Source organism: Paraburkholderia sp., assembly GCF_047605525.1.
In the GTDB taxonomy this organism is placed as follows: domain Bacteria; phylum Pseudomonadota; class Gammaproteobacteria; order Burkholderiales; family Burkholderiaceae; genus Paraburkholderia.
In genome coordinates, this window is record NZ_JASGFN010000002.1 from 49,890 (window position 1) to 75,584 (window position 25,695).

Here is a 25,695-nt window from a genome sequence, read left to right on the forward strand (position 1 = left end):
GGTCGTCCGTGCCGTGCTCTCCGTCGCCCAGGTTTGATAAAGCTTCAAACCTGGAAAACATGAAAAACCTGAAGTCTCTGGAGCAGGTGGCGATGTTGCCGTACATGGCACGCTGGCTGCTCCTGTCCTGCCTACTCGGCGCACTTGCCGGCACCGCATCCGCTGTCTTTCTGTACGCGCTTGATCGCGCAACCGATATCCGCCTCGATAACCCTTGGCTGCTGTGGCTCCTGCCGCTCGCGGGCTTTGCGATGGGGTGGGTCTATCACCGTGTCGGCCAGTCCGTCGAAGGTGGAAACAACCTGCTGATCGACGAGGTCCACGATCCACAGAAGATCGTTCCGAAGCGCATGGCGCCCCTCGTTCTGATCGCCACTGTCGTGACTCATCTCTTTGGTGGCTCCGCGGGGCGCGAAGGGACGGCGGTCCAGATGGGCGGCGCGCTCGCCGACCAGGTCACCGCGCTGTTCGGGCTGAACCGGGAGGAGCGGCGCATTCTCCTGATGGGGGGCATCGCAGCCGGATTTTCGTCCGTCTTCGGCACGCCGCTCGCCGGCGCGATCTTCGGACTCGAGGTGCTGGCCATCGGGCGCCTTCGCTATGACGCGCTGCTCGCGTGTATCGCGTCGTCGCTCGTGGCCGATCAGGTCTGCCGCGTCTGGGGCATTCACCATACCGTCTACAGCATTCCGTTCATTCCTCCGGTGACCGCCCTGGGTCTGGGCTCGGTCATCGTCGCGGGCATTGCCTTCGGTGTCGTCGGCATGCTCTTCGCCGACTCGACACACGCTCTTGCCGCCTTCATCAAGCGCAGGATCAGCTACGCTCCGGCAAGACCGCTGTTCGGTGGCGCGATCGTCGCTATCGCGGGCCTCGCGCTCAACGTCCCGCAGTATCTGGGTCTGGGCATTCCCACGATCGTCGAGGCCTTCAGTGGGCCGGTCCCGGTCTACGACTTTGCCGGCAAGTTCGTTTTCACCGCCGTGACGCTTGCATCCGGCTTCAAGGGTGGTGAGGTGACGCCGCTGTTCTACATCGGCGCGACGCTGGGCAACGCGCTCGGGCACGTGCTCGCGTTGCCGATCCCCGTGCTGGCCGGTCTCGGTTTCGTTGCCGTCTTCGCCGGCGCGGCCAACACGCCGATCGCTTCCACCATCATGGCAATCGAGCTGTTCGGTTCGGACATCGCGGTCTACGCGGCTCTTGCCTGTGTCGTGGCCTATCTCTTTTCCGGCCATACCGGCATCTATCGCGCCCAGCGCGTGGGCCACGCAAAACATCCTCTGCTGCCTGCCGGCATGCGGCTTTCCGACATTCCGGCACTGCGCCGCGCGCGTCGTGCCCCGGCTGCCACGCCGACCCAGTCGTGACTCCAGATTCCATTTACGAAAAAACCATGTCTAAACTGATTTCGCTTCGCCTGTACTTCCATCACTCCGAGCGCGCGCATGCGCATCACCCGAAACGCTTCTGGCAACGGATCACGCGCCCGAGCCTGGCGCGCCATCTATTGAGTCATGCCAAGCGCGCGGGGATCGAGCAGGCCGTATTGCATCGTGTCCATGCGGGTTATCTGAACGGTGACCGGCTGCACCATGAGCACGTCGAGGCTGCGCATCATCGCTTCCCGCATTGCATCGAGCTGATCGATCTCGAGAGCAAGGTGAGGGAGTTCTGGGGCACGCATGGCAAGGGCCTGCAAAACGTGCGCGCCGTTTTTCTTCCCTGCGAAAGGGCAGCGGTCGAAGGATGACCGGGGGTCCGCGGACACGGTGAGCCGCTGGCTCGTGCAGTTGCATATTCGGATGCATCCGGAGTAGCGCCGGTGCGAGCATCGGGCGGCATCATCCATTCTTTGCGGAGACTGTCATGAAGGATACGGGTGAAAGCCTCGCGGCACGGCGTGCAATGCGTTTCGTGTTGCTCGTCGGTGTCCTCAGCTTCTTCGCGGATTTCACCTACGAAGGGGCGCGCGGCGTGCTCGGCCCGTGGCTTGCCGCGATGGGTGCGTCCGCGACGGCGATCGGCATCGTGGTTGGTTTTGGCGAACTACTGGGTTACGGACTGCGTGTCGTGTCGGGCAGGCTGGCCGATGCATCGCGCCGGTTCTGGCCAATCACGATCGTCGGCTACGTGGTCCAGATGAGCGCGGTGCCGCTCCTTGCACTGGTCCATAGCTGGCAGGCCGCCGCGGTCCTGATCGTGCTGGAGCGTACGGGCAAGGCGATTCGCAATCCACCGCGCGACGTGATGCTGGCGAGCGCCGCAAAGCGTATCGGCGGATACGGCTGGGCCTTCGGAATTCATGAGGCGTTCGACCAGTTCGGCGCAATGGTGGGGCCGCTCGTCGTTGCCGGCATCATTGCCGTACATGGAGATTATCGTCTCGCGTTTGCCGCGCTGGCCGTTCCCGCGTTCATCAATCTTTGCTTCGTCGCGCTGGCGCGAATCTCGTTTCCGCGCCCCCAGGATCTCGAACAGCGCGAAGCCGCTGTGCCCGTCGCCGATAGTTATCCGACGGAGTACTGGATCTATCTCGCAGGCGCGGGTCTGGTCGCCGCGGGATTCGCGGACTATCCGCTGATCGCGTATCACTGGTCGATCCATCGCATTGTTCCCGCAGACTGGGTGCCGCTGCTTTACGCAGTCGCGATGGCCGTCAGCGGTGGTGCTTCGCTCTTTCTGGGGCGCCTCTTCGACCGGTTTGGTTTTCGCGTATTGATCGTGCTGACAGTCGTTGCGGCAGCCTTCGCTCCACTCGTGTTTCTTTCCGGGCGCATCGAATATGCGGTCGTGGGCGCCGCGCTCTGGGGCATGGGTATGGGTGTTCACGAATCGATCATTCCCGCGGCCGTGGCGCCCATGGTCAGCCGGGCGCGACGGGCTTCCGCGTTCGGCACCTTCACGGCGGTCTATGGCGTGTGCTGGTTCGCGGGTAGCGCGCTGATCGGCTGGATCTATGACCGGTCGATCACGGGCGCCGTATTGTTCTGCGTCGTTTCCCAACTGCTGGCCCTGCCGGTATTCACATGGGTCAGCCGGCGGAAGGTTGCGCAACAGGATTCGGGATCCGCTGACGGCTAGGCAGCCCTGTCCTGCTGCCGGCAGCGCGTGCGGATATCGCCGGCGCGGGCGTCGCAACTTCCTGATCGCGGCGCAGCGCGCGGCACAGCGCACTGCTCAGCCGATGTTCGATGACCGGGTCCGACGCGTAGATGAGCGCTTCCGCGAAGTGCTTGAGGCAGACGCCTGAAGTGATCGCCATCGCGTCTTCGTCGTTTGCGCGGGAGACTTTGCGGATCAACTGGGCAATCGCGCGACGGGCTGCGATTTCTTCCGTGTCACAGCCGGGGCAAGGCTCGTGCTGAGGCGTCGTGGCCGCGTGTGAGGAGGGCGCCGTGCCATTCGTCTGGGCGGCGCGTGCCGCGGCGTCGAACCATCGGACCTTGCTGCGGCGACGCCGCTTCGGGGCGGCTTCAGCATCCTGAGCGGAAGCCGGGCGACCGGGCAACGCCACTTCCAGATAGCGCTGAAGCGCGGCGCGTTGCAGGCTTCTGTCCGCCTGATCCAGACAGAGCAGCAGGTGAGTGCGGCAGGTGGGGAGTGTGATCCATCCGGGCTGTTCAAGACGCACGTTTTCGGCGGCGGCCGTGAGCCATTGACTGCGCGCTGTCCGGATCGCCATGCAGACCGGACACGTGCAGGGCGCCTGCGCATGAGAAGTATCGCTGCGTGCAAGCGGGTAAATCAGATCGCGTACCGCGCCGACGCGCTCGCCGGCACTGATGGTTGCCGGCGTATCGAGCGCTGCGATCGCAGCGCGCGCGCTCGCGCGCAGAAGGCGCACCAGGCGACCGCGCAGCGGTGGTTCCGTGCGCTGGACGAGAAGCTGGGTATGGACGAAACACAATGGCGGCAGTGGCGCATGCCTGCCGCTCTCGAGGCCGTGCAGCACTCGGGCCACGGCCCGGCCTTCGCTGCGGTGAAAATACGCACACGCCGGGCAGCGGCCACGAGCGTTGAAAAGAATGTCCTGGAGCAGTTCGTCCTGCAGGACCGTGCGTTCGAGCAATGAGCCGAGATGGCGACCCGCTTCATGCATGGTCGCCTCCAGCGCGCGCGGCGCTTCGCTGTCAGGCGATGCGATGAGGGCGGCATGATCGGAGCAGAATCCCATGCTCGTCGCAATAGTTTGGGCGAGTGCTGTTCGTGCCCGTGCATCGCGCATCAGACGCCCGAAGTATCGGCCGTCCGCGTCGGCGAGCTGCGCGCAGATGGTGCAGCCCGGATGTGCGGCGACATCGACGTGACGCCCGGCAGTGTGCTGGTTACCGGCGGAACTGGCATTGCAGGCCGGGGATGATTGCGTTGATCGCATGGCAGTCACGTTCAGGTTCTGCTGCTTACGTGACCTGAGAATGGCTGCGCCAGATGGCCTACGGCTCACCCCCAGGGGTCCGTAGGCATCATTAGCCGCGAAGGGAGCGCGCAGCGGTTCGAGGGAGGATGCCATCTCCTGCTGCGCAGTCTATCGTATCTCGAAGCCGCCCTGCAATGCGGGCGGCGAAGCATTGCAGCACGCTTGCCGAGGCGCGCAAATCCGTTGCGACCCACGGGAACCGGCGATAAAATTTAATCACACTGGTGGAGATGGCATTCTCCCTGACCGCCCTCCTGGGCTGATGATGCCTGCTGGCCTGTTCGAAGGCGGCACTGGCACGACCACCAGTTCCCTTCGGCCAGACTGTGCCCATCGCGCGTGGCCGTCCCCCGCTGTCCAGGTACGGAAAGTTCAATCCGGTTTTCGTTGCGACGGTCGCGCAAAACCTTGCGAGGCAAGTCGAATGGAACTCGACGTAAAGCACATCGAGGCCTGGGAGGTGCATGCAGGCCCCCCTATTCCAGAACACATTCACGCAATACGTGCCTCGGGGTATAGCCGGACGGGGCTGCACGGACAACGGAGGCGGAACGATGGACCTGCGTGAATACGAAAACGCGAAGTTCGAGCTCGCCGAACAGTTGCGCGCATTATCGGAGGCGGCGAAGGACAAGGGCGATCCGACAGGTGAGAAGATCCGCGATCTGTTTGTCCGACTGGCGGAAGACCGGTTCAACCTCGCAATCGTCGGGCGCTTCGGGCGCGGCAAGAGCTCCCTGATGAATGCCCTGATCGGCGTGGAGAGATTGCCGACCGGCATTCTGCCTCTCACGTCGGTTATCACGACTGTCGTCTACGGAAGTACCGAGAAGGTGATCATTCATTACGAGGGGCGACACCTTGCGACGGAAATCACCCTCGATGAACTGCCGCAGTTCATTACACAGCGCACCAATCCGGGTAACGTGCGCGGCGTCAGGACGGCCGAAGTGCAATTGCCCGCGGAAATCCTGCGGCGTGGATTTCATTTCGTCGACACACCCGGCCTGGGATCCGCGATCGCGGAAAACACGCGCACGACCGAATCCTTCCTGCCGGAAGCGGACGCGATGCTCGTCGTTACCAGCTACGACAGTCCCCTTTCCGAAGAAGAGTTTGCGGTTCTGCGTCTCGCGGCCCGCTATGATCGCCGCGTCTTCATGGTATTGAACAAGCAGGACACCGTGACGCAGGCGCAGCGCGAGGAAGGTCTTGCTTACGTGAACGAGCAGTTGCAGCGCGTGCTTGGGCCCCGTGCGTCACCGCCGTTTTCCGTGTCCGCGCGCGATGGCCTTGCAGCAAAACTGGAGGGTAATCCGGAAGCCGTGCGGCAAAGCGGCATGGCCGGTCTTGAAGAGGCGCTGGTCAGCTTTCTGCTGGAAGGCAAACGCCGCGCATTCCTCGCGAGTTTCTGCGAGCGTGTGCTCGACGTCACCCGACTGGATCCTTCGGATGCGGCATTTGCCGCAGTCGCTCTCGAAGTACAGGAGTTTCTGCATCGGCTCGAAGCCGACAGTGGCGTGGCTCATCTTCCGCGTCCCCACCTTGCGGCGTCGACGGTCGACGTGGGTTCGCTGCAGGAACTCGAGCCATGCGAAATCTGCCAGCGGATCCAGTCGGTCAGCTTCGACTTTCTATGCCGTTACCAGTATGAACTGAGCGTCAGTACGCAGTCGCAGAACCGCCACGCGCAGGCAAGGGGACTCTGCGTCACGCACACGCGACAGCTTGCCCAGCTTGCGTCGCCGCGCGGTGTCGCGGTGGGCTACCCGGCGCTTCTCGAAGCGCTGTCCACGACATTGGAGCGCGCGGCGCGAGCGGCTTCGGTGGGCGTACAGGACGTACTCGATCGCAAGGACGTGTTGCCCGGCACATACGAATGCGCATTGTGCCGGCTCTGCATGGATACGTTGCATGAGTCGGTCGTGGATATCGCGCGCAGCCTGCGGCAGGACACGAAACATCAGGCCGCGTCGCTGTCCGGTATCTGCATGCTGCACCTGCCGGCCCTGGTTGCGGCGCTGGAGGATGCCGAACTGACTGAGCGGGTGCTTACCCGCGAGGCAGCGATTCTATCGAGGCTGGCCGACGATCTGCGGCGCTACGCAACGAAGCACGATGCCATACGCCGGCAGCTCGCCAGCGCCGAAGAGACGGAGGCCGCCGACAGGACCCTCAAGCTGATCGCGGGGCTCGCCAATGTTCACGTGCCGTGGAGCGAGGAGTAAACATGCGGGACAACCATCCTGTTGCGATCGGCGAGGGCAGTCGGACATGACAGTCGGCCTACTGCCGGATCTGGCTCAACGTGTGCAGCACGCGCCCAAGGTCCTCGATGGTATCCACGGCAATTGCCGCGGTGAAGCGCGGCCCCACCGTGGATGCCCAGAAGCCCTTGATATTCACGCCGTTGTCCGCGAGCCGCCGGATGATGAGCGCGGTCAGACTGCGCCGCTCGGGGCCCTCGATCCGGACCAGATGCAAGCGGTGACCGAGGTCGAAGCCGGCGTCGCGGGCCGCATTCTTTGCCCTGTCGTCAGTGCCGGGGGCAATGAGGACACTCCCATGCGCGCGATCCAGGGTGTCGAACCGTGCAAGTACCAGCGCCAGGTCCGCGCCGGCGCCGCCCAGCGCTTCAAGCTTGTCGGCCAGCCCTGACGGCTGCACGCCGATCTCGGCACGCCACGCGTCGAGCGTTTCAACGGAGAATTCCATGTCCATCTCCCGTGCGCGGCCGTCCGCTGAAAAGGCTGGACGGCAATGCCGTCACCGCGCGGCCGCTGAGCATCCACGCGGCTGCGCGTCCTCTTCATTCGCGAGCCAACCTCGCACATCCTTTCTGGAAGGTCACCGGAAGCGGTTTGCTCCGCACCCTCCAGACGTGCTGGTGAGCAGGCATCATCAGCCGGACAGGCAATTGGGAGAATGCCATCTCCATGTTTCGAGTGTAGTGCCCGGGATGGCCTATGGCAACGTGATGCCCCGCGGGGTAAATCGGGCAAAGGAGTGGACGGATGATGGGCGAAATCCATGAACGAATCTATCGCGGCCTGGTGATTGCGGTCGAACTCGTGCATCAATCCTCCGGTGCCATCGCCGCGCATGCGCAGACCCGGGTTCTCGCGACCGGCGAGACGGGCCCTCGATTCAACGCCACACTTGCGTCGAATACCGATGCGCTTCTGACGGTTTATGGCGAGATCGAGGAGGCGATCGACGACTGGCTGGCGCTTCGCGCGAAGCAGTGAACATGAAGAAAGGATGCGCGGCCCGGAACGGCTTGTGGCCTTTGCGCGCGAAGCGTAGGATTTGACTTTACGGAGATGGCATTCTCCTGAACCGCCCTCCCGGGCTGATGATGCCTATAGGACCCTTCATGGGAACCTGAGGCTCGCCCGGCGACTTCGGTGGAGTCTTTTGCGCCCTGCGGGGATTATCGACGACCTCCCTGTCGTTTCTGCAAGGGCCGCGCTTTCCACTTTGCACCAACCGCTGTTTCGCACGTTCGTCTGCGACGGTCTTTCTGTCGCTGTGCGCATCTGTTGCGAACAGGTGGCCAAACAGGAAGTCAGGGACCTGTCGTCGACGCAGCTCAGGATGCCCACACAGGTACGTATGGACGTCACAGAGAATTTTCGAAAACTTTCCCGGGCGCGCTCGCTGGTTCCCGATGCTTCCCAGATGGCGGCGCTCGGACACCTGCAACGATGCCATGAGGGATGGCGTACCTACGAGGCGGAGATTGCCAATCCGCTGCGGCGCCTGCTCACACACCCCGAGCCGCCGAAGGGGATCTACCTGTGGGGAAGTGTCGGGCGTGGCAAGACGCTACTCATGGACTGCTTCTACGCGGTCGCGCCGGTCACGAAAAAGACCCGGCTTCACTTCCATGAGTTCATGCACGACGTGCATCTATCGCTCGAGGACCTGCGCGGGCAGTCTGATCCGCTCGACGCACTCGGGCGGCGGCTGTCGTCGCTATACCATCTCGTCTGTCTGGATGAGTTTCATGTGTCGGACATCGCGGACGCGATGATTCTCTACAGGCTGCTCTCCACGCTCTTCGAAAATCACGTCCAGATCGTGGCGACGTCCAACTTCTTTCCTGAAGACCTCTATCCCGACGGGCTGAATCGCGATCGCTTTCTGCCCGCGATTGATCTGATAAAGGACAAACTGGAAATCGTGGAGGTTGACGGCGGCGTCGATTATCGCGAGCGAACGATGACCAGAATGAAGACGTATCTTTTTCCGCTCGGCGACGAAGCCGAGTCCGGCCTCGAGGCATCGTTCGACGCACTGGCCGGCGGACCGGATGAAAATCCGCTGCTGAACATCGAGCGACGCGAAGTAAGGGCGCGTCGCCGCGCAAATGGGGTGATCTGGTTCGACTTCGAGACGTTATGCGATGGCCCACGCTCGCAGAATGACTATCTTGCGCTTGCTGCGCGCTTCAAGACCGTGATGGTCTCGGGCGTGCCGCGGATGACGGCGCAAACGGAAGCGGCGGCGCGGCGGTTTACGTGGCTCGTCGACGTGCTCTATGACCATAACGTGAAGCTGATCGTGTCGGCCGCCGTCGCACCGGACGAGCTTTATCCGGGCGGACCGCTCGCAGGCGAATTTGCGCGAACGGTGTCGCGTCTCAAGGAAATGCAGTCCGCGTCCTATCTGCAAAATGCGCGGCGTCCGGTCGCGGCTGCGTGGACGCGGGGGCCGGGGTCGCAATGTGACGATACGGTGAGGAGCACATGACATAGAACGTCCGGTCGGGAGGGAACGCATGAACTGCGGCATTGAAGATCAGGCGCATGTCCGCCTGGAAAAACTGCGCCGGGACGTCAGCGCGGCGAGAGAAAAGGCTCACGAGTATCTGACCGGACGGCAGTCTCCATCGGGTGGATTCTGCTTTTATCGATCCAGGTACACCGATCATCCCAACATCGCGGATACAGCGTGCGCAGTGAGATCTTTTGCGATTCTCGGTCAACCGGTTCCGCACGCCGATCGGGTGGAAGCCTTTCTCGGTGGACTGGGAGTGAGCTCGCAGCCCGAGTATCTGTTCCACCTTGCCACGGCGCTAGACGAGCTGAAGGCCGATCCGCTGGCCGCCGAGGTCGCGGGATCGATCGGCAGACTCCGTTTTCTCGCGGTACCTGCTCGCGAATTCCAGCAGACTGGCTGGTTGGAACGTACGCGCTTCGTCGCCCATCTGAAGAAGAGGGTGGCTCAGGGAGACGACGAAATATCGGCGATCGCGGAATACGTGCGCGACCAGGCAGTGGACGGCGGCTTCGGGACAACACCGAACCTTTGGGATACATGGCTTGCGCTGGACATCATGCGAATCGCGGGTGCCGAGATGCCGGATGGGACGGCCAGGTTCGTCGACCTGTTGCAGGGCGGGCCATCGGGTTTCACGCTGTGTCCGGATACGCGAGTGTCGACGCTCAACACCGTCTTCGCGGGCGCGCAGTGCTGCGCCATGTTGGGGTTGCCTGTCCGGTATCCGGTAGCCGCGCTTCAGTTCGTTCTCGCCTGTCAGACAGGAAATGGCGGGTTCGCTGCTTCGCCCGGTGCACTTCCCGACCTCGAGTTGACGGAGCGCGCGCTCAGGACGATGAAGCAACTCGGTGTTGTCCTGTGGCCGGGGTGAGTCGTGCGTTGCTGCAGGATTGACTTGACGCCGCGAAGTCCGCTTTCTATCTTTTGCCGTGGGGATGGAGTTCCCCCTTAATCGCCGTCAGGCTGATGACTCCTACCGGTGACGTATCTGATACGTCGGTATTTCAACGGGTGGGATATCGTGACGGTCGAAATTATTTCTTTCTTGCCAGCTATTCGCTTCGGCGGGCAGCGTGTTCTTCGCCCACAGCGCAAGGCCACGAATGCCTTCAATGATGCACTCTGTCTGCGTGCACGCACGCTGTCATCCGGATTGCCGCAAACGCCCGACGCCGGGCCTGGGAAGAGGGGCGGCCATGTCCACTGACACCAACTGGCTGACCCAGATCGAGCACGACTGGATTCTCCTCGCACGCAACGATCAGAGGCTGAACGTCGGACGCTTCTACCGACACATTCTGACTGCGTACAAGGCGGGCTTTGTTCCACTGGAGTCGGTTGCCACGACCGCGAACGCGCTACTGATCTCGACCATTTCCGGCGCCGCGGATCTGGGTCAACGATTACTCGGGCAGGTCGGTGTCGACCGTCATCCCGCACTGAGAATCGTCCATGCTCTGGCGCTTCTCGACGGGAAAGGCGTCGCCCCGGACATTGCCGAGGCTCATGTCGTCATGCGTGACGTACTGTGTGACAGCGAGCTACCGGAACAGCTCAGGGGACTGGTTTTCGTAGTTCTCGGCGACAGCTCGAGACTTGGACGGGAGGGTGCGCCGGATGCGAGCGAGGCGCTGCGAAATTATGAAAGGGCCTTCCGCTTAGGCATCAAACAGGTTGCCTGGAACATGGGGTTGTACTGGGAAGGGCGTTGGGGAATGGCGAGGGGCGAAGATTTACTGCCTGATACCGCACAGGCACTGATGTGGTACCGGCGGGGCGTGTCGGCCAGCGAGAAATGCGCGCGCAGGGTTCTTGAACTGACAGACAAGGCTCTTCTCTACGAGACAGGTCAGCCAACCGGTTGAGCGGGTCCGTGAAATGAATCGTGATGGACGGATCAGCGGTGTCAATCTTGATGCGGGAGTAGGGGAAATGCCAGGGAAACACGGAAAGGGAGCTTCAAGGCGGCATCTGACGCGCGAGATGTTGCTGCCAATTCCAGCTGCGAAGGCCCAGATGCGCTCCATGCGTGCACATCTTGCCCTTGTCGCGATGCGCAAGGGGCAGGGAAACGGCAGTCTCGCGGGAGAGCTTGTCAAGTCGGTGTACATGACGTGGCTTCTCGCGCGAGATTCGGGAAACACTGATCCCACGATCTTCGAGACCGCCGAGATGGGGCTGCGGCGATGCATCGAACGTGCGCCTCAGGGTGGGCTCTGGAAGGTCGACGAAGCTGCGTGCGTCGCTCTCGAGGCAGTGTTGCGCATGCAGGACGAGCAACTTGCAACGATACCCGCTCATCTGCTTCGGCGAGCAGCCGCAAAAATGGAGCGCGTTATCGATTCGGGTCGGCTCCCCTCGGTGCGAGACGCGCATGAACCGTCGGCGGCACCGGACGTCGCGCGGCACTAATCGGATTACACCCAGCGCAGCAGGAAATGCAGCCCGATACCGACGAGCACGATGAAGATCAGAAGCGTCAGAAGTCCCTTCAGCATGTTGAGTGCGCGATGAAAGGCCGTGAGATGGACGAAACCATAGCGTATCAGGAGATATCTGCTTTGCCGTCGGCCGCCAACTGGAGTTCATCTCGCGTGATCGCGTAACGTCTGCACGGCACACCGTTGTGCAGGCCGTCCCAGCGATGCGTCATGCCCAACCTGGATGCCACGCGTATCGACGCGCGATTCTCCGGATGAATGTCGGCTACGATCTCCCGCAACCCGAGTTCGCCCAATGCATAGCTTGCCACCGGGCGTGCCGCCTCCGTCCCATAACCGTGCCCCCATGCATCCCTGTTTAGACGCCAGCCGATCTCGATCTCGGGTCCGACCGCATCGTACGGAATGAGCAGGATCCAGCCGAGAAAGCGGCCGGAAATCTGTTTCGAGAAAATCGACCAGTAACCCAGTCCTTCGCCGAAGTTCGCTTCAATCCGACTCTTGAGAAAGTGTTCGTGCTCCACAAGATCGTCCCAGGGTCCCGCAATGAATTGGACCACCTCGGGATCCCGATCCATGGCAAGACAGGCGTCGAAGTCTTGCAATGTTCTGGGTCGAAGCTCCAGGCGGTCGGTGTGGAAAGTTGGAAGCGGCATGGCTGGCATCGGCAATTTGCGGCAAGGAGAGACAGGTTAGCACTCTCTGCCGGGCACTCATTTATTTGCCGCTGCTTGCGCTGAATCAATTGTTCACTACGGCGATGATCGCATTGCTATTGCCGATAGCAACAGACGCGAGCGTGCATGCTAGAATCATCGCACTACGGAGATGGCATTCCTCCTTTAACCGCCGGCCCTCGCCGACTAATGATGCCTACGAGTTCCTGGCTCAGGAAATTGTAGGTACTCGCCTGTAGCGTCCTGCTGCCCGGATTTGAAATTGCTCAGATCTGGTTTCAACGATCATTGAATGTTTGTCCGTTATCACTCGGGGCGGCGTACATGCGCCCCGCGCCAAAGACTGCCGGCACGCCGCAGCAGGCGTGGCACCCGCGTTGCTACGTCCAGCCGTATATGACACGTACTCGTTTGTTGCAGGAACCTCCAGAGGAGAATTTTTCATAATGCCCCAAGGCAGTCAGATAACGATCTTTGCAAGCCGGAACATCCGAAAAGGCCACCAGCAGGTCGGAGAATGGATTCTCGAAACTGCATCGGCGCTCGGCATACATGGCGCGACCATTGTCGAGTGCAGCGAAGGCATTGACTCGCACGGGAAGGTCCATGCCGCTCATTTCCTCGAACTGGCGGATGAGCCAATCGCCGTAACCGTGGTCGCGCTGGACGAGAAGATCGACTCGCTGCTGGCGGAACTGGCCAAGGGCGGTCCGCGGCTTTTTTACACGCGAATTCAGCTTGAGTTCGGATACCTGGGCGAACCGCAGAAGGAGAAGGCAGATGAACTTTAATCTTATCGAGGCCGGCGACAATCTCCCGCATGAAGTCAACGCGATCATCGAGATTCCCGCGCAAAGCGCGCCGGTGAAGTACGAGGCGGAAAAGCGCCTTGGTCTGCTGAAGGTCGACCGGATTATCAGCACGGGCATGCGCTATCCGCAGAACTATGGGTTCGTGCCGCGTACGCTGGCGCGGGACGGGGATCCGCTGGATATCATCGTTTTTGCGCCGTATCCGCTGGCACAACTGTCACTTATCGCGTGCAGGGCGATCGGGCTGCTGAACATGACCGACCAGGCTGGCCCCGACGAGAAGGTTATTGCAGTGCCTGTCGACAGCGTATGTCCGTCGACGGCGCACATCCTGAAACTGTCGGACCTCGGTCAGCACGCGCTCGACGAACTTGAGTTCTTCTTCCGGAATTACAAGGCGCTCGAGCCGGGTAAATGGGTGAGATTTGAAGGATGGGGTGATGAGCACGACGCGGTTAAGGCTATTGAGGCCGCGGCCGACGCATTCGTTGAACATGAGAGCAAAAAGCACCACGGGACTTAGGATCGGGCATTCAGCCCTGCATGATGCTACCGGCTGCCGCGGTGCGGCTGGCCGCGCTGACGTCATCTGGAGCCGTCGATGAGTTACAAAGACATAGTCGTATTTCTCGATGCCGGCCGCTCCACTGCAACGCGGCTCGATGTCGCCGTTTCGCTTTGCCAACGGTTCGACGCGCGGCTCATCGGTGTGGACGTGAGTACACCAGAGGCGTTCGCCGGTGAATTTGCCGACGTGGCCAAGGGGCTCGAACCCGCATTCGAGGCGAAGATCAAGGAAGGGGCGATCAAGGGCGAATACCGTGTCGCCGAGAACCGCACGTCGAGCTGGAAGGACTTCTATGCGCATTACGCCGATCTGGTCGTCGCGACCGGGCGCGACGAAGACTCGGATGATCTCGTCGCCAGAGGCATTCCGGACGATATCGTGATGAGCGCGGGCGTTCCGGTCCTCGTTCTCCCGCCGATCTGGGGCCCGGCAGCCATTGGAGAAAGCGTGGTCATCGCGTGGAATTCCAGCAGGGAATCGATCCGCGCATTGCACGACTCGCTGCCGATTCTCAGGCACGCAAAACGGGTGACGATATTTGAATTCGCGCCGTTCGTCGATCACGTCGATTCCGCGCCCGGCCTGGTGCAGGCCCACCTGAGTCAGCACGACGTCAGCAGCGAGATTTTCACGTGGCCGAATGCGTCGGACATCGCGCCGATTGATGCGCTATTTTCATGCCTCGAACGGCAACAGGCCGATCTGATCGTGGCCGGCGCCTTCGGGCACCCGCGGCTGATCGAGGCCCTGGTCGGCAGTGCGAGCAAGGATCTGCTTCACAATCCTTCGGTTCCGGTTCTCATGTCCCATTGAACCTGCCGGAGGCGGCAGAACGATAAAAAGCATCGTCAATAGATCTGGAAGGAGTTTCGCAATGGCTGGCGTTACCCTGTTGCACAACGATGATGAAGTGCTCGATCCCACCGACTCGACCTTGCGCACGCGTGGCTCGGTCGAAGTGGACGGCAAGGAGAAAGGATCATGGGCGGAGCATCTGGATGGCACATGGACCGCGCTGCTCGACGGCGAATCGTTCAGTGCTTCGTCCAAGGACGCACTGGTCGCGCAGATCGGGACGTATCTCAGTTAGTCAGGCCGGCCTGCTGACCATTGAAAGCCGGACACCGCGTTCGCCGGACGGTGTGAATTCCCGCGTCTCGCGTGGTTGCGCGCGCAAGCTTGCCCCTTGCATGCCATTTGCCCGAAGGGTATGTTTACGAACAGGAGATGGCATTCTCCTTAACCGCCATGTCGGCTGATGATGCCTGTCGCTCGATGCGTTTTCGCGCGCCGTGCTTCACCATTCGAGGTGCTGACATGAAGCCGCTTTATCCACTTCCGCTTCTTCTCTTCCGGGCCTTCCAGTCTCGACGGCGAGATTGCCGCTTACCCCGCCTGAGCTTCTCCACGCGCTAAACGGATCGACGTCCGATCCGGTGTCGCTGCGTCGCTGCTGCGACGAGCGTGCGCTTGAACGAATCTGGGGGAGTCAGCCATGTCCGCGTTTCGTGATGCACTTAGCCAACGCATTGAAGAACTGCAAACCGAAGGGCCAGGGCGCGAATGGCTCGTTCAGACTGTCGATGGACGGGTGCTCTTCAGATGCCATTCACGCGAGGAAGCGATGAATGCACGCGCGTTAGTCGTACGACTTTCGCGCGAGGAGGTGCTGGGCCTGAAACTGTCGATTGCGAGCATCAACCCCGACTACATCGAACGCACCGGGCTGAAGAGCGCCGATTCCCGTTTTTGCGACTGGGCACTTCTGCAACTCGGACGCGTCTCCATCGCGACCGCGCCGGACGAGCACGACGCCCGCTTCGTTGTAACGAGTGAGGGCGGGCATACCGTCAAGGGGCGAACGCTCGCCGCCGCGCTTTTTGGGCTTGTCCAGCTCTGCGCAGTCAAGGAGACCGACAGCAGCGACGAATTCAGTCAGGTCGGCAAATCATAGAAGACCGTCATGAGATATGTACTGGCGGGATTCGACGGTTCAGAACGCTCGCGCGTGGCCGTAGTGCACGCCGCACAGGTCGCGGAACGCTGTTGCGCGCGTCTGCATGTGCTGATGGTGGCCGGTTTGCCGTCGACCGGAATGGACATCGCTGTCGGCGATGACGTCATCGAAGAGTGCATCGCTGCCGTCACGGGGCAGTTGCTGACGTTGAGTTCCGAACTCGCGCTGAAGGATGCCCAGTACACGTTCCGGATCGGAGAACCGGCTCGGGAGATCGTGCGTTACGCGCGCGAATTCGACGTGCGCCATGTCGTACTGGGCCGCCCGCGGGCGGTGGTCCCGAGAATAATGTCCACCGCATGGCGGGTCGAGCGTCTTCTTGCGGGAACAGGGTGTGAGGTGATGATCGTTACGGGCCAGACAACGCTGAGCGCGGGTCGTGTGTTAACGCCTGAGCTTTCAGCGCGGCGAGGAAATATCCGGTGAATCCGGGGACGGGCGCGCATCGTCGCTGTCATGGCACTCCCGCAACTCGTCGGGCGTGGGGCGTGGACGGAAGCGGTCTATGCAGCGCGCGTCGGATGAGCGTTTGGCGCGGCAGGGTGGAGCAGGCTGGTTTTCCGACCGTTGCTCGCGCGGAAGCACCAGTGTCGGCGTCCCGCTCGCCTGGGCCGCCAGCGGTTGTGCGTGCAAACTCCAGCACGCACAGAGCAGTATGTGAACGAGGCGCCGTGCGGGAATCTGAACAGAGCGAACAGCGCAGCGCAAGAGCGGGCCGAAGTCAGAATGGTGTTTGCTGAGCATGCGCCGAAGAGGCGAATAGAAAGTGGCTATGTATGGAGGCTGTAATGGACGAATTGAGTGTGGGGACCATCATCGGCCTGTTTTTCGTATGTATGATTGTTGTACTGATCGCCGATCACTATCGTCGTGAACATCTTCGCGATAGGCTGCTCCAGCGTATGAATCACCATTGGCGCGATACCACCCGTCACCGGTCATAGTTCATGCGGTACACGCGGTAACGGAAGGAAATGCCGGAGCGGGCCGGGCGCTTCTTCTAACAGGCGTCGGGTACGCCCGTGCCCCCGCCCATTGCGCGCACGCCTGTGTAAATACAGCACTATTTCACGATTGGCGGGGTCTCGAACGTATGAAACGGCGCCGGGCTCGGGACCGTCCACTCGAGTCCTTCCGCCCCTTCCCACGGCTTGTCCGCCGCCTTCGCGAGGCGCTCACTGCGGCGGTAGGCCGGCAATGCCACTGCAAGAAGAAAATAGACCTGCGCGAGGCCGAACCCGAATGCGCCGATCGTCGCGACCTGATTCCAGTCGGTGAATTGCGCCGGGTAGTCCGCATAGCGGCGCGGCATGCCTGCCAGACCAAGAAAATGCATCGGGAAAAATGCGACGTTAAAGAAGATGATGGAAGCCCAGAAGTGGATTTTGCCGCGTGTCTCGTTATACATGCGGCCGGTCCATTTGGGTGACCAGTAATACCAGCCCGAGAACAGGCCAAAAAGCGAGCCCGCGACCAGCACGTAATGAAAATGGGCCACCACGTAATAGGTGCCGTGCAACTGGATATCGATGGGCGCCATGGCGAGAATCAGGCCCGTCAGCCCGCCAATGGTGAACACCAGCAGAAAGCCGATTGCAAAGAGCATGGGACTTTCGAATGTCAGCGATCCTTGCCACATCGTCGCGACCCAGTTGAATACCTTGACGCCTGTAGGCACGGCAATCAGCATGGTCGCGTACATGAAAAAGAGTTGCCCGACGACAGGCATGCCGGTCACGAACATATGGTGAGCCCAGACCATGAAGGACAGGATCGCGATCGATGCCGTCGCATAGACCATCGACGCATAGCCGAACAGCGGTTTGCGCGAGAACGCCGGAATCACCTGCGACACGATGCCGAATGCAGGCAGGATCATGATGTACACCTCCGGGTGCCCGAAGAACCAGAAGATGTGCTGATACATGATCGGGTCGCCACCGCCCGCCGCATTGAAGAACGACGTGCCGAAGTGCCTGTCGAACAGCAGCATCGTGATTGCGCCGGCGAGCACCGGCATCACGGCGATCAGCAGGAAGGCAGTGATGAGCCACGTCCAGCAGAACATCGGCATTTCCATCAGCGTGAGACCCGGCGCGCGCATGTTCAGGATCGTGACGATGATGTTGATACCGCCCATGATCGACGACGCGCCCATGATATGCACGGCGAAAATGGTCATGTCCATGCCCGGACCCATCTGTTCGGACAATGGCGCGTACATGGTCCAGCCGGCGGCCTGCCCGCCGCCGGGGGCAAAGAAAGAGCCTACGAGCAGAATCGCGGCGACCGGCAGCAGCCAGAAGCTGAAGTTGTTCATGCGGGCGAACGCCATGTCCGAAGCGCCGACCTGCAACGGAATCATCCAGTTGGCGAAGCCGACGAAGGCCGGCATGATGGCGCCGAAAATCATGATCAGGCCATGTTCGGACGTTAGCTGGTTGAAGAATTCCGGTCGCATGAACTGCAGTCCCGGTTCAAACAGTTCCGTACGGATCATCAGCGCGAGCACACCGCCCACGAGAAACATGGTGAACGAAAAAATAAGGTACAGCGTACCGATGTCCTTGTGGTTCGTCGCGAGCAACCAGCGACGCCAGCCGACGGGGCGCTCATGCGCGTGATCGTGCGAGATCGGGGCTACGATACTCATTGACGGCTTCTCCTCGGGTGGTTTTCAGGTGCGACGGTCGATTCGGATAATCGTTCGGCGGTACCCGGCGCCGGCTGGCCGGTCGGGATCGACGGTTCGCGCAACCGGGAGATGTCGGCCTCCAGTTGTCGAAGCCATTCATCGCCGCCGCCGGTATCGGTTTTGACAGTACTGATCTCGTGGAGCCGCTGCTCGAGTCCCGACCGCTGCGCGGCGAATGCGTCAAACAGCATGCGTGATGCCGTGACCCGCCATGTCCCGATGGTTGCAATGTGATCGGCTAGCGCGGATTTGATGATCGCGATGGCGGGGCTGTGACGCAGTGCCCTGCGCGCGCCGAGATAGAAACCCCAGCGCCCGAGGGTCGATCCGAGACCGCGCCGGATCACGGTCACCGGCAGATTCCTGGTAGCGGGGAGATAGCGGTCGAACCTGAATTCGGGGAGTTCGGGAAGGGCCGGCATGTAGCCGAGGTCGCTTCCGGGTATCTCCAGTGCATTGGCAACCTGGACGAGCGTGACGGCGGCCTGTGAGCGCAGTTGTTCGATGCGCCACGAGGCTCGCGTCGAGAGGTTGCGCGCGTAGGCAGTGGCAGCCAGTTCAAGCATCGCCGAGACGTCGAACATCACGTCCTTTTCCTCGGCCCACAGTGCGGCGGCGTTGTGAGAAACTTCGTTGATCAACGGTTGCAGGAAAGAAGCGGACTCGCACTCCTGCATATCGTCACGCGAGTGCTGCAGTTTTGCCTGCATGTCGTCGAGCGTTGCCTGTAACGATGCGGCATTCTGGCCCGGTGTTCGGGAAATGGCGCCACGCTCGACGCGTTGCTCCAGCGCCGCGCGAATCTGTGCGGCAAGCAGGTTTGCCCTGCCGGTGAGGAGGCTCGTCTGGCGTTCGGGATAACTGGCGATATAGTCTGTCAGCGGCCCGTCTTGCCATGCCTTGCATAAAGTCGCATCGGTGTCTTTTGTACTGACGAGATAAGCCGGCACGTCGTAGCGCGCCTTCCGCCACAATTCGTGCACCACATGCCCGTAGGTATGCCAGCGATCCTCCGGTGCCAGCAGATCGGCTTTCGTGACAAGCACCATCGTGTCGAGGCCGGCATGATGCAGCTCATCCACGAGCTGTGCTTCGTCGAGCGTGAGCGATGCCACGGCTGATATCAGGACAATGGCGAGATCGCAGCGGAACATGAGCGCGGGATCCACCAGCGATGCGTGTCCTGGCGCACACGAAGAGCCCGGCACATCGATGAGTGTGACACCGCGTTTAGGTATCGCCGCCGGCGTATTGAACTGTATGTGGGTGACGTGACGGCGGTTCTGCGGATTGGAGTGGGCATCGACGAATTCCGCCAGCCTGCCGCGTTCGAAGCGCTCGGAGATGGCGTCGGCAAAATCCACGCTGCCGCACTCCTGCGGGCCGTAGCTTATCTCCACGGGGACGGCGGTGGTCGGCATGGTCGCCACCGGCAGCAGCGCGGTGCCGAGAATACAGTTCAGCAGGGATGACTTGCCCGCGCTGCTTTCGCCGAATACGCCAATCGTAATGTTGCCCGACCGTACGCGCGCCGCCAATGCGTCGACGCATGATTCGAGGCGTGCGAGTCCATGCCGGGCGCTCACCTGCTTCATGTCCGACAGGCGCGTATCGAGCCCTGTCACAGGCTGCGCGCGTGCGTCGGCCGTGATCGCGGTGATGTCCTTGCGCACACCGAGATCATTCGCAATGACGAGAAGCAGATTCATCATCTCGTCGACGATCCGGCACGCGTCTTCCTGCTGTTGTGCATTCATCGCGCCGGGACCGGCACTCGTGCGCGGGTTGAGCCCGGCGGCGGCAACGAGTGCTTCGTCGATCAGCGCCCTGGCGGAGCGTTGCGCACTGGTGGCCGGGACCGGAGCCGGTATGTGCTGACGCTCCAGTATCGACGACATGACGCCACGCACGTGCCGGCAATGATCCGCGACGATTGCGTGACGCGCGGCCGTGACATCCGCCGCATGGGCGGAAAACGGCGAAGACAGGACCTCGGGGTCCAGCGTGCGCACGCATCGATTGAGACGGTCGTCGATCAGCTGGAACGTACTGAGAACACGATCCGTGTAGTCGGGAGGAAAGCTGCCGCGGCGGCTAACGGCCATGAGAGCCTCCGGTACTTTCTGCCGTGCCGGCGGTCATCAGATCCTTTAAAGGACCATCCAGCAGACTTTTCCAGCCACTGCACCAGCCGATTGCCGCGATGAGCGCGCCCCGGTCCTCGGCAGTATCGGTGTCCCGCTGCTCCCAGCGAAATGAATTGTCGAAGCGGTCCATGTGCGACGCTATGTTCTTCACCAGTTCACGTTGCGCCACTGCGCTTTTGCCGCCATTGGCTTCCATCGCGGCGACAAGATGAGGACGGCACAGCGCCGCGGAGCCATTGCCGGAGCATATTCCGCAGACATACGGTTTCCAGCCACCGCGGTTGTCGCTCGAGAAACGGATCGCGGAGCTCATGTCGCGGCCTTGTTCGAGCCGCTCGCGCGGCGCATTGCCGGGCGAGTCGGGGCCGTAGCCGAGATCGCAGATATGACAGGGACCTGACGTACGCAGGAAGTGGAGCGCGAGACGATCGGGAATCAGACTATGAATGCCCTCGTCACTCAGATGCTTTACCGCCCGGTGCATCAACTCGTTATAGAGGATCGTGCAGCCGTGTATCAGGTGAGGGCGGAAGGAGGATTCGACGATAAAAAACGCGAGGCTGTGGCGAGCGCAGAGCCCCCAATGCAAATGAAGACGCGCGCGCACGTCGGCGTCCATCAGACTGCCCTGGATGAACCACCACAGAAAATCGACCTCGCCGTCGGAAAGAGGCCGTTCAGTGGACGGCATCATGGCGGGACTCACGCGCCACCCCGTCGAGACAACAACGGCGACAACAACGGTGTCACGTGAATGCCTTCTCTGGCGTTCACCGTGCGCGACGGCCGGCAACGGGGGGAGAAATCACAGGGAGGACACATCGGATGCCGAGCTCGCAAAAAAAATGCGCAAGCCCGGACGGGGACGCCAGATAGCGCCTACCGTTCCCCGTCCAGGGACCGTAGGCATCATCAGTCGCATGGCTGCGACGGTTGGCTCGGAGGAATGCCATCTCCGCATCAATATTTTGATTCTATGACCAGCCGCAACATTTCGCAATTGGCGTCTGCGCGCTGATCGGACATCGGGCCGCCGCGGAATTTCCGGCGCTGCAGCGTTGCCAGGCGCGGCACCGCCGGCCGATATCCCTGCTAGACTGCCGATAACCTCGCGGAGATGGCATACCTCCGATCGAACTGCCGGTACGGCCGGCTAATGATGCCTACGCCTGCGCGTCCCGTCGCGCCGCGTAGGCTTTTTTATGTCCCACGGGTGCGATATGACGCAAGCATTGTTGCCATGTGAGCCCTTTTCCGATGGCGAACTCGCATTTTTCAGGCGATTCATCCGGGAGCCATCCGGTCGCAGGAACGGCATGTTGAATTGTGCGATCGAGCGATGGGGTTTCTGCCAGCGGCATACGCTCGGACTGCTTGCCGTTTGCGCGAGCATCCCGCGCGCGGGTCTCCATACGGCCGGCACGCTCTATCAGCGCGTGACGGGAAACGCGATTGCGGTGTTGCGACGCTGCGCATCGGCCGGCGCGGGGAACGCCCGATCCCTTCGCAATGACGAGCCCTGCCCGATGTGCGAGCTGGGCCTGGACGAAAATTCCACCGGCCTGATTCGACGTGAATGGCTTACGTTGCCGCATAGTCTGGAGCGATTGCAGGCGCTTCTGAACGACACCGTCGAACGCTGGTCGCCGCTCGTGTGTAGCACATGTGTTCATCTGGCGAGCGGCCCACTGTGTCGCCCGCATGCGGCTGAAGCGCTGCTGGCGGGCGGTGACGCCGACATGTCCACGCTGGACCGGCAGGTCGCCGTGCTCGACGCGCTGGACCGGCAGCTCAGCACCTATCTGGAGACGTTTTTGCCGGAGAGCACGGGCGTCGACGCAGGGGAGGGCCTGGCGGCGTTGATCGCCGCGGCGGGATGGTGCAGCGGTTGGGAGCTGTTATCGCTGGCGGTCGGGTATCGACTCGTCGGTGGTGCCGCGCATGGGTGTTGATCGCCGGCGCCTTGCAGCGTTTGCGCGCTGTGGCAACGCGCCGTGTTTCCAGTCGGGATATAGAGAACTTCAAGAGAACTTCAGGGGTAACGCAATGAATGGTGTGGGAACCAGTGTTCGACACGCGCTCGCCGCGCACTTCGTCTATCTCGACGAACTACTCGCAAAAACGCAGGCTGCTTGCGGGGTCGCTCGTACAAGCAGGCTATTTTACCGATACGAACTGGACGTGCCGCAGGCAAGCCGCTCCGCGGTGCTGGAAGGCGTCGCGCGGTTCAGACGGCAACTGGACGCGTTTGGCGCAAGATGGGGTCTTGACCTGCCGGCCCAACAGGTCCTGTCTTCGCATGCGTTGGCAGTCGACCTTCGGTTTCTCGACATAGCGCTCGAGGAGATGTCACCGTTGGCGCTTTCGGGGTACGGTTCGCCTGGTGAGGATTTCGTCCTCGATTACGAATCGCTCCGGAAAGCGTTACGCGCGGAAGTCGGGAACATGACGAACGCAATGGAGCAGGTTCATCAGCCGGATGCGTAGACGATTCCGGTTCTCTATTCAGAAGGACGCCGCGTGAACCGCCGGTGACGAATTCCGCGGCAGCGCCGAACTTCACCGAACTCAATGGCGAGAAAGTGATTTGAGCATGGCGGAAATGACAGGAAATAGCGTGTCGAGATCGGCCCGATTCCAGGAGAAAAGACGGCCTGCATCAGACCCTGTCATTCGATTACGCCATGCTACACTGCCGGCGTGGAGATGGCATTCCTCCCTAACCGCCGCTCAGCCGGCTAATGATGCCTACAGATTCCTGGGTCAGGAGCTGTAGGTTTGTCTCCACAGTCTTCCTCTCCCGGATTTGAGAACTTTTTTCAGGTCTGGATTCGATGTATCCGCCTTCCTTTGCCCTGTCCGAGCACGGCATGTCCCGTGGCGACGCGTCGTCTGCGTTACGCTCGCCGCAACCCGATCGCCGGGGCGCATTTTCGCTGGTGCTCGTACGTCACGGAGAGTCGTTCTGGAACCGGGAGCATCGGTTTACCGGGTGGACCGACGTGGACCTGACGACGCAGGGCGAACAGCAGGCTCGCCGGGCCGGCGAGTTGCTCAGACAGGAGAACTGGGAGTTCGACCTGACGTTTACCTCCGTTCTCAAACGCTGCATCCGCTCGCAGTGGCTGATGCTGGATGCGCTCGATCAGACGTGGCTGCCCGTCTTTACCGACTGGCGTCTGAACGAGCGCCATTACGGCGATCTCACGGCACACACCCATGCGCAAGTCATCGCCACGCATGGATCGCAGCAGGTGCTCGAGTGGCGCCGCTCCTTTCGCGCGAGGCCGCCTCCGCTGCCTATGGAGGACCCGCGTGACCCGACCGTCGATCGCAGATACGAGCATATTGCGCGCGCACGTTTGCCTCGGACGGAGTCGCTGAGCGATACCACGGAGCGGGTGCGTGAGTTCTGGGAAGAAATGCTCAAGCCTTCGATCCGGTCGGGCAGACGGATACTGGTTTGCGCGCACGGAAACAGTCTTCGCGCGCTCGTGAAGGTACTCGACAACATTCCCGACGCGGAAATCACGCACCTCGATATCGCGAATGGCGTGCCCCTTGTTTACTGGTTCGACGCGGATATCCGGCCGCTCGGACGATGTTTTCTCGATCTGCCGCATCCCGAAGAGTCCAACATCCTTTAACCCGGCGGTTCTGCCGCCTGACGGAGTCAACACCATGACCAGCCAACCCAAGATTGCAGCGCTCATCGCGGACGAAGTACTTGACTCGCGCGGGAACCCCACGGTCGAGGTAACGGTGACGCTTAACGACGGCACGCTCGGGCAGACCACTGTCCCGTCGGGCGCGTCCACCGGCGAATTCGAGGCGGTCGAACTTCGGGACGGTGACGCGTCGCGTTACGGTGGAAAAGGGGTGCTCAAGGCAGTCCATAACGTCAACACAGAGATAGCCAATGCGCTCAAGGGGCTCGACGCGCTGGACCAGCGGCGAATCGACGATACGCTGATCGAACTGGACGGCACCGAGTCGAAGAGCCGGCTCGGCGCAAACGCGATCCTCGGGGCCTCGTTAGCCTGTGCGCGGGCGGCGGCACAGTCGCAACGGCTCGCGCTGTTCCGCTACCTGGGCGGTGCCGACGCACACGTGCTTCCGGTGCCGATGTTCAATGTGCTGAACGGTGGCAAGCACGCGGCAAACGGGCCCGACGTGCAGGAATTCAAACTGGTGCCGCTCGGCGCGCCGACGTTTCGCGAGGCCTACCGGTACGGGGCGGAAACCTACCATGCGCTGCGCGACATTCTGTCGGAGATGGGCGTATCGACCAACGTCGGCGACGAAGGCGGCTTCGTTCCGCAGCTCGAGTCGAACATAGCGGCGATGGATGCGATCATGCGCGCGATCGAACGCGCCGGCTACCGGCCCGGCGAAGACGTTGCGATCGGGCTGGATCCGGCCGCAAGTTCGTTTTATGAAAACGGCGCGTATCACCTGGTGCGCGACGGGCTCACGCTCGCGACACGAGACATGATCGACTACTGGAAAGCATGGGTGGATGCGTATCCGCTCGTTTCGCTCGAAGATCCGCTGGCGGACAACGACTGGTCCGGCTTCGCGACCATCACGAAGGAACTCGGCGACAAGGTGCAGATCGTCGGTGACGACCTGTTCGTCACCAATCGGAAATTCCTCAAGCGCGGCATCGAGGAGGGCTGTTGCAACAGCATCCTCATCAAGCTCAACCAGATCGGCACCGTAACGGAAACGATGGATACCGCGCAGATGGCATTCGGCGCCGGTTACACCTGTCTGGTGTCGCATCGCTCAGGCGAAACGCCGGACACCAGCATTGCGGATCTCGCGGTCGCGCTGAACTGCGGACAGATCAAGTCGGGTGCGCCCGCGCGGGGAGAGCGCGTGGCGAAGTACAACCGGCTGCTCGAGATCGAGAAAATGCTGGGAAACAACGCTGTGTTCGCCGGCGCGAAGGCGTTTGCTCATTCGCGCTGACGCCCGTCCGTTCGCACGACAGTGCCGGAGAAAATGAAACAGGCAATGGCCCTGTCGTGCGGCCGCTGGTTTTGAACGCCGGCTCAGGTCTGAATTTTGCGGGTTCTGATGGACATCGGCAGCCCGGCGGAACAAGGCTCTGATGCAGCCGGTTCGAGC

At 61.6% G+C, this 25,695-nt stretch carries 25 protein-coding genes and 10 riboswitches; of the genes, 19 read left to right on the plus strand and 6 right to left on the minus strand.

Annotated elements, in window-relative coordinates; genetic code table 11:
- Positions 1-59: 59 nt before the first annotated feature.
- From QM685_RS02590 to QM685_RS02600, 3 genes are all read left to right on the plus strand, one after another.
- Entirely contained in the window at positions 60-1,370 is a 1,311-nt protein-coding gene (locus QM685_RS02590) for a voltage-gated chloride channel family protein (RefSeq protein ID WP_415112426.1), read from the plus strand.
- A gap of 26 nt (positions 1,371-1,396) precedes the next feature.
- Positions 1,397-1,753, plus strand: a complete 357-nt coding sequence (locus QM685_RS02595; RefSeq protein ID WP_415112428.1) for a DUF190 domain-containing protein — start codon at positions 1,397-1,399, stop codon at positions 1,751-1,753.
- 116 nt (positions 1,754-1,869) lie between these two features.
- Positions 1,870-3,084 carry an MFS transporter gene (locus QM685_RS02600; protein WP_415112430.1) on the plus strand — a complete coding sequence of 405 codons (1,215 nt, stop codon included), beginning with the start codon at positions 1,870-1,872 and terminating at the stop codon, positions 3,082-3,084.
- Here the strand turns inward: QM685_RS02600 and QM685_RS02605 are convergent.
- Positions 3,035-4,378: a hypothetical protein gene (locus tag QM685_RS02605; RefSeq protein WP_415112432.1), complete on the minus strand. Its 1,344-nt coding sequence runs from the start codon at positions 4,376-4,378 to the stop codon at positions 3,035-3,037. The genes QM685_RS02600 and QM685_RS02605 overlap by 50 nt on opposite strands.
- A gap of 75 nt (positions 4,379-4,453) precedes the next feature.
- A riboswitch (Fluoride riboswitch) is annotated at positions 4,454-4,526 on the minus strand.
- A gap of 111 nt (positions 4,527-4,637) precedes the next feature.
- A riboswitch (Fluoride riboswitch) is annotated at positions 4,638-4,699 on the plus strand.
- Positions 4,700-4,974: 275 nt separating this feature from the next.
- Between QM685_RS02605 and QM685_RS02610 the strand changes: the two genes are divergently transcribed.
- A complete protein-coding gene (locus QM685_RS02610; protein ID WP_415112434.1) occupies positions 4,975-6,648 on the plus strand; it encodes a dynamin family protein in 1,674 nt (557 codons plus the stop codon).
- 58 nt (positions 6,649-6,706) lie between these two features.
- Here QM685_RS02610 and QM685_RS02615 read toward each other — a convergent pair whose 3' ends face one another.
- Complete coding sequence (locus QM685_RS02615; protein WP_415112436.1) at positions 6,707-7,135, minus strand: amino acid-binding protein; 429 nt, start codon at positions 7,133-7,135, stop codon at positions 6,707-6,709.
- Between the two features lie 170 nt (positions 7,136-7,305).
- A riboswitch (Fluoride riboswitch) is annotated at positions 7,306-7,365 on the minus strand.
- A 69-nt stretch (positions 7,366-7,434) separates the two neighbouring features.
- Here QM685_RS02615 and QM685_RS02620 point away from each other — a divergent pair.
- The 5 genes from QM685_RS02620 to QM685_RS02640 all read left to right on the plus strand — a co-directional run bounded on the left by QM685_RS02620 (position 7,435) and on the right by QM685_RS02640 (position 11,617).
- Complete coding sequence (locus QM685_RS02620; protein ID WP_415112438.1) at positions 7,435-7,668, plus strand: hypothetical protein; 234 nt, start codon at positions 7,435-7,437, stop codon at positions 7,666-7,668.
- Positions 7,669-7,730: 62 nt separating this feature from the next.
- Positions 7,731-7,792, plus strand: a riboswitch (Fluoride riboswitch).
- Between the two features lie 243 nt (positions 7,793-8,035).
- Positions 8,036-9,175: a cell division protein ZapE gene (zapE, locus tag QM685_RS02625; protein ID WP_415113090.1), complete on the plus strand. Its 1,140-nt coding sequence runs from the start codon at positions 8,036-8,038 to the stop codon at positions 9,173-9,175.
- 28 nt (positions 9,176-9,203) lie between these two features.
- Positions 9,204-10,076: a prenyltransferase/squalene oxidase repeat-containing protein gene (locus QM685_RS02630; RefSeq protein WP_415112440.1), complete on the plus strand. Its 873-nt coding sequence runs from the start codon at positions 9,204-9,206 to the stop codon at positions 10,074-10,076.
- A 51-nt stretch (positions 10,077-10,127) separates the two neighbouring features.
- Positions 10,128-10,188: riboswitch (Fluoride riboswitch) on the plus strand.
- Positions 10,189-10,401: 213 nt separating this feature from the next.
- On the plus strand, positions 10,402-11,070 hold the full coding sequence (locus tag QM685_RS02635; protein WP_415112442.1) for a sel1 repeat family protein: 669 nt from the start codon (positions 10,402-10,404) through the stop codon (positions 11,068-11,070).
- A 13-nt stretch (positions 11,071-11,083) separates the two neighbouring features.
- Positions 11,084-11,617 carry a hypothetical protein gene (locus QM685_RS02640; protein WP_415112443.1) on the plus strand — a complete coding sequence of 178 codons (534 nt, stop codon included), beginning with the start codon at positions 11,084-11,086 and terminating at the stop codon, positions 11,615-11,617.
- A 133-nt stretch (positions 11,618-11,750) separates the two neighbouring features.
- Here QM685_RS02640 and QM685_RS02645 read toward each other — a convergent pair whose 3' ends face one another.
- A complete protein-coding gene (locus QM685_RS02645; protein WP_415112445.1) occupies positions 11,751-12,302 on the minus strand; it encodes a GNAT family N-acetyltransferase in 552 nt (183 codons plus the stop codon).
- Between the two features lie 159 nt (positions 12,303-12,461).
- Positions 12,462-12,529: riboswitch (Fluoride riboswitch) on the plus strand.
- A 240-nt stretch (positions 12,530-12,769) separates the two neighbouring features.
- On the opposite strand from QM685_RS02645, the gene QM685_RS02650 reads away from it, so the two are divergent.
- The 6 genes from QM685_RS02650 (at position 12,770) to QM685_RS02675 (ending at position 16,146) form a co-directional block, all read left to right on the plus strand.
- The gene (locus QM685_RS02650) at positions 12,770-13,114 is read left to right on the plus strand and encodes a DUF190 domain-containing protein (protein ID WP_415112447.1); all 345 of its coding nucleotides are present in this window, start codon (positions 12,770-12,772) and stop codon (positions 13,112-13,114) included.
- Positions 13,104-13,658, plus strand: coding sequence for an inorganic diphosphatase (ppa, locus tag QM685_RS02655; RefSeq protein ID WP_415112449.1), 555 nt, complete (start codon positions 13,104-13,106; stop codon positions 13,656-13,658). The genes QM685_RS02650 and ppa overlap by 11 nt, the downstream gene beginning before the upstream one ends.
- Before the next feature lie 78 nt (positions 13,659-13,736).
- Entirely contained in the window at positions 13,737-14,516 is a 780-nt protein-coding gene (locus tag QM685_RS02660) for a universal stress protein (RefSeq protein WP_415112451.1), read from the plus strand.
- A gap of 61 nt (positions 14,517-14,577) precedes the next feature.
- The gene (locus tag QM685_RS02665; protein WP_415112453.1) at positions 14,578-14,793 is read left to right on the plus strand and encodes a hypothetical protein; all 216 of its coding nucleotides are present in this window, start codon (positions 14,578-14,580) and stop codon (positions 14,791-14,793) included.
- A 124-nt stretch (positions 14,794-14,917) separates the two neighbouring features.
- Positions 14,918-14,978, plus strand: a riboswitch (Fluoride riboswitch).
- Positions 14,979-15,198: 220 nt separating this feature from the next.
- Positions 15,199-15,657 (plus strand): hypothetical protein, encoded by a 459-nt coding sequence (locus QM685_RS02670; protein WP_415112455.1) that lies wholly within the window; start codon positions 15,199-15,201, stop codon positions 15,655-15,657.
- Positions 15,658-15,666: 9 nt separating this feature from the next.
- A complete protein-coding gene (locus QM685_RS02675; protein WP_415112457.1) occupies positions 15,667-16,146 on the plus strand; it encodes a universal stress protein in 480 nt (159 codons plus the stop codon).
- Positions 16,147-16,783: 637 nt separating this feature from the next.
- Here the strand turns inward: QM685_RS02675 and ctaD are convergent.
- The 3 genes from ctaD to QM685_RS02690 are packed head-to-tail and all read right to left on the minus strand — an operon-like array spanning position 16,784 to position 21,256.
- Positions 16,784-18,373, minus strand: coding sequence for a cytochrome c oxidase subunit I (gene ctaD, locus QM685_RS02680; RefSeq protein ID WP_415112459.1), 1,590 nt, complete (start codon positions 18,371-18,373; stop codon positions 16,784-16,786).
- Entirely contained in the window at positions 18,370-20,520 is a 2,151-nt protein-coding gene (locus QM685_RS02685) for a dynamin family protein (RefSeq protein WP_415112461.1), read from the minus strand. The genes ctaD and QM685_RS02685 overlap by 4 nt, the downstream gene beginning before the upstream one ends.
- Positions 20,510-21,256: a hypothetical protein gene (locus QM685_RS02690; RefSeq protein ID WP_415112462.1), complete on the minus strand. Its 747-nt coding sequence runs from the start codon at positions 21,254-21,256 to the stop codon at positions 20,510-20,512. Before QM685_RS02690 ends, QM685_RS02685 begins: the two co-directional genes overlap by 11 nt.
- Positions 21,257-21,458: 202 nt before the next feature.
- Positions 21,459-21,528, minus strand: a riboswitch (Fluoride riboswitch).
- A gap of 138 nt (positions 21,529-21,666) precedes the next feature.
- A riboswitch (Fluoride riboswitch) is annotated at positions 21,667-21,735 on the plus strand.
- Positions 21,736-21,782: 47 nt separating this feature from the next.
- Between QM685_RS02690 and QM685_RS02695 the strand changes: the two genes are divergently transcribed.
- The 4 genes from QM685_RS02695 to eno all read left to right on the plus strand — a co-directional run bounded on the left by QM685_RS02695 (position 21,783) and on the right by eno (position 25,536).
- Positions 21,783-22,514, plus strand: coding sequence for a hypothetical protein (locus QM685_RS02695; RefSeq protein WP_415112464.1), 732 nt, complete (start codon positions 21,783-21,785; stop codon positions 22,512-22,514).
- A gap of 94 nt (positions 22,515-22,608) precedes the next feature.
- Positions 22,609-23,049: a hypothetical protein gene (locus QM685_RS02700; protein WP_415112466.1), complete on the plus strand. Its 441-nt coding sequence runs from the start codon at positions 22,609-22,611 to the stop codon at positions 23,047-23,049.
- A gap of 206 nt (positions 23,050-23,255) precedes the next feature.
- A riboswitch (Fluoride riboswitch) is annotated at positions 23,256-23,320 on the plus strand.
- Positions 23,321-23,432: 112 nt separating this feature from the next.
- On the plus strand, positions 23,433-24,209 hold the full coding sequence (gene gpmA, locus QM685_RS02705; RefSeq protein WP_415112468.1) for a 2,3-diphosphoglycerate-dependent phosphoglycerate mutase: 777 nt from the start codon (positions 23,433-23,435) through the stop codon (positions 24,207-24,209).
- A gap of 34 nt (positions 24,210-24,243) precedes the next feature.
- Complete coding sequence (gene eno / locus QM685_RS02710) at positions 24,244-25,536, plus strand: phosphopyruvate hydratase (RefSeq protein ID WP_415112470.1); 1,293 nt, start codon at positions 24,244-24,246, stop codon at positions 25,534-25,536.
- Positions 25,537-25,695: the final 159 nt, after the last annotated feature.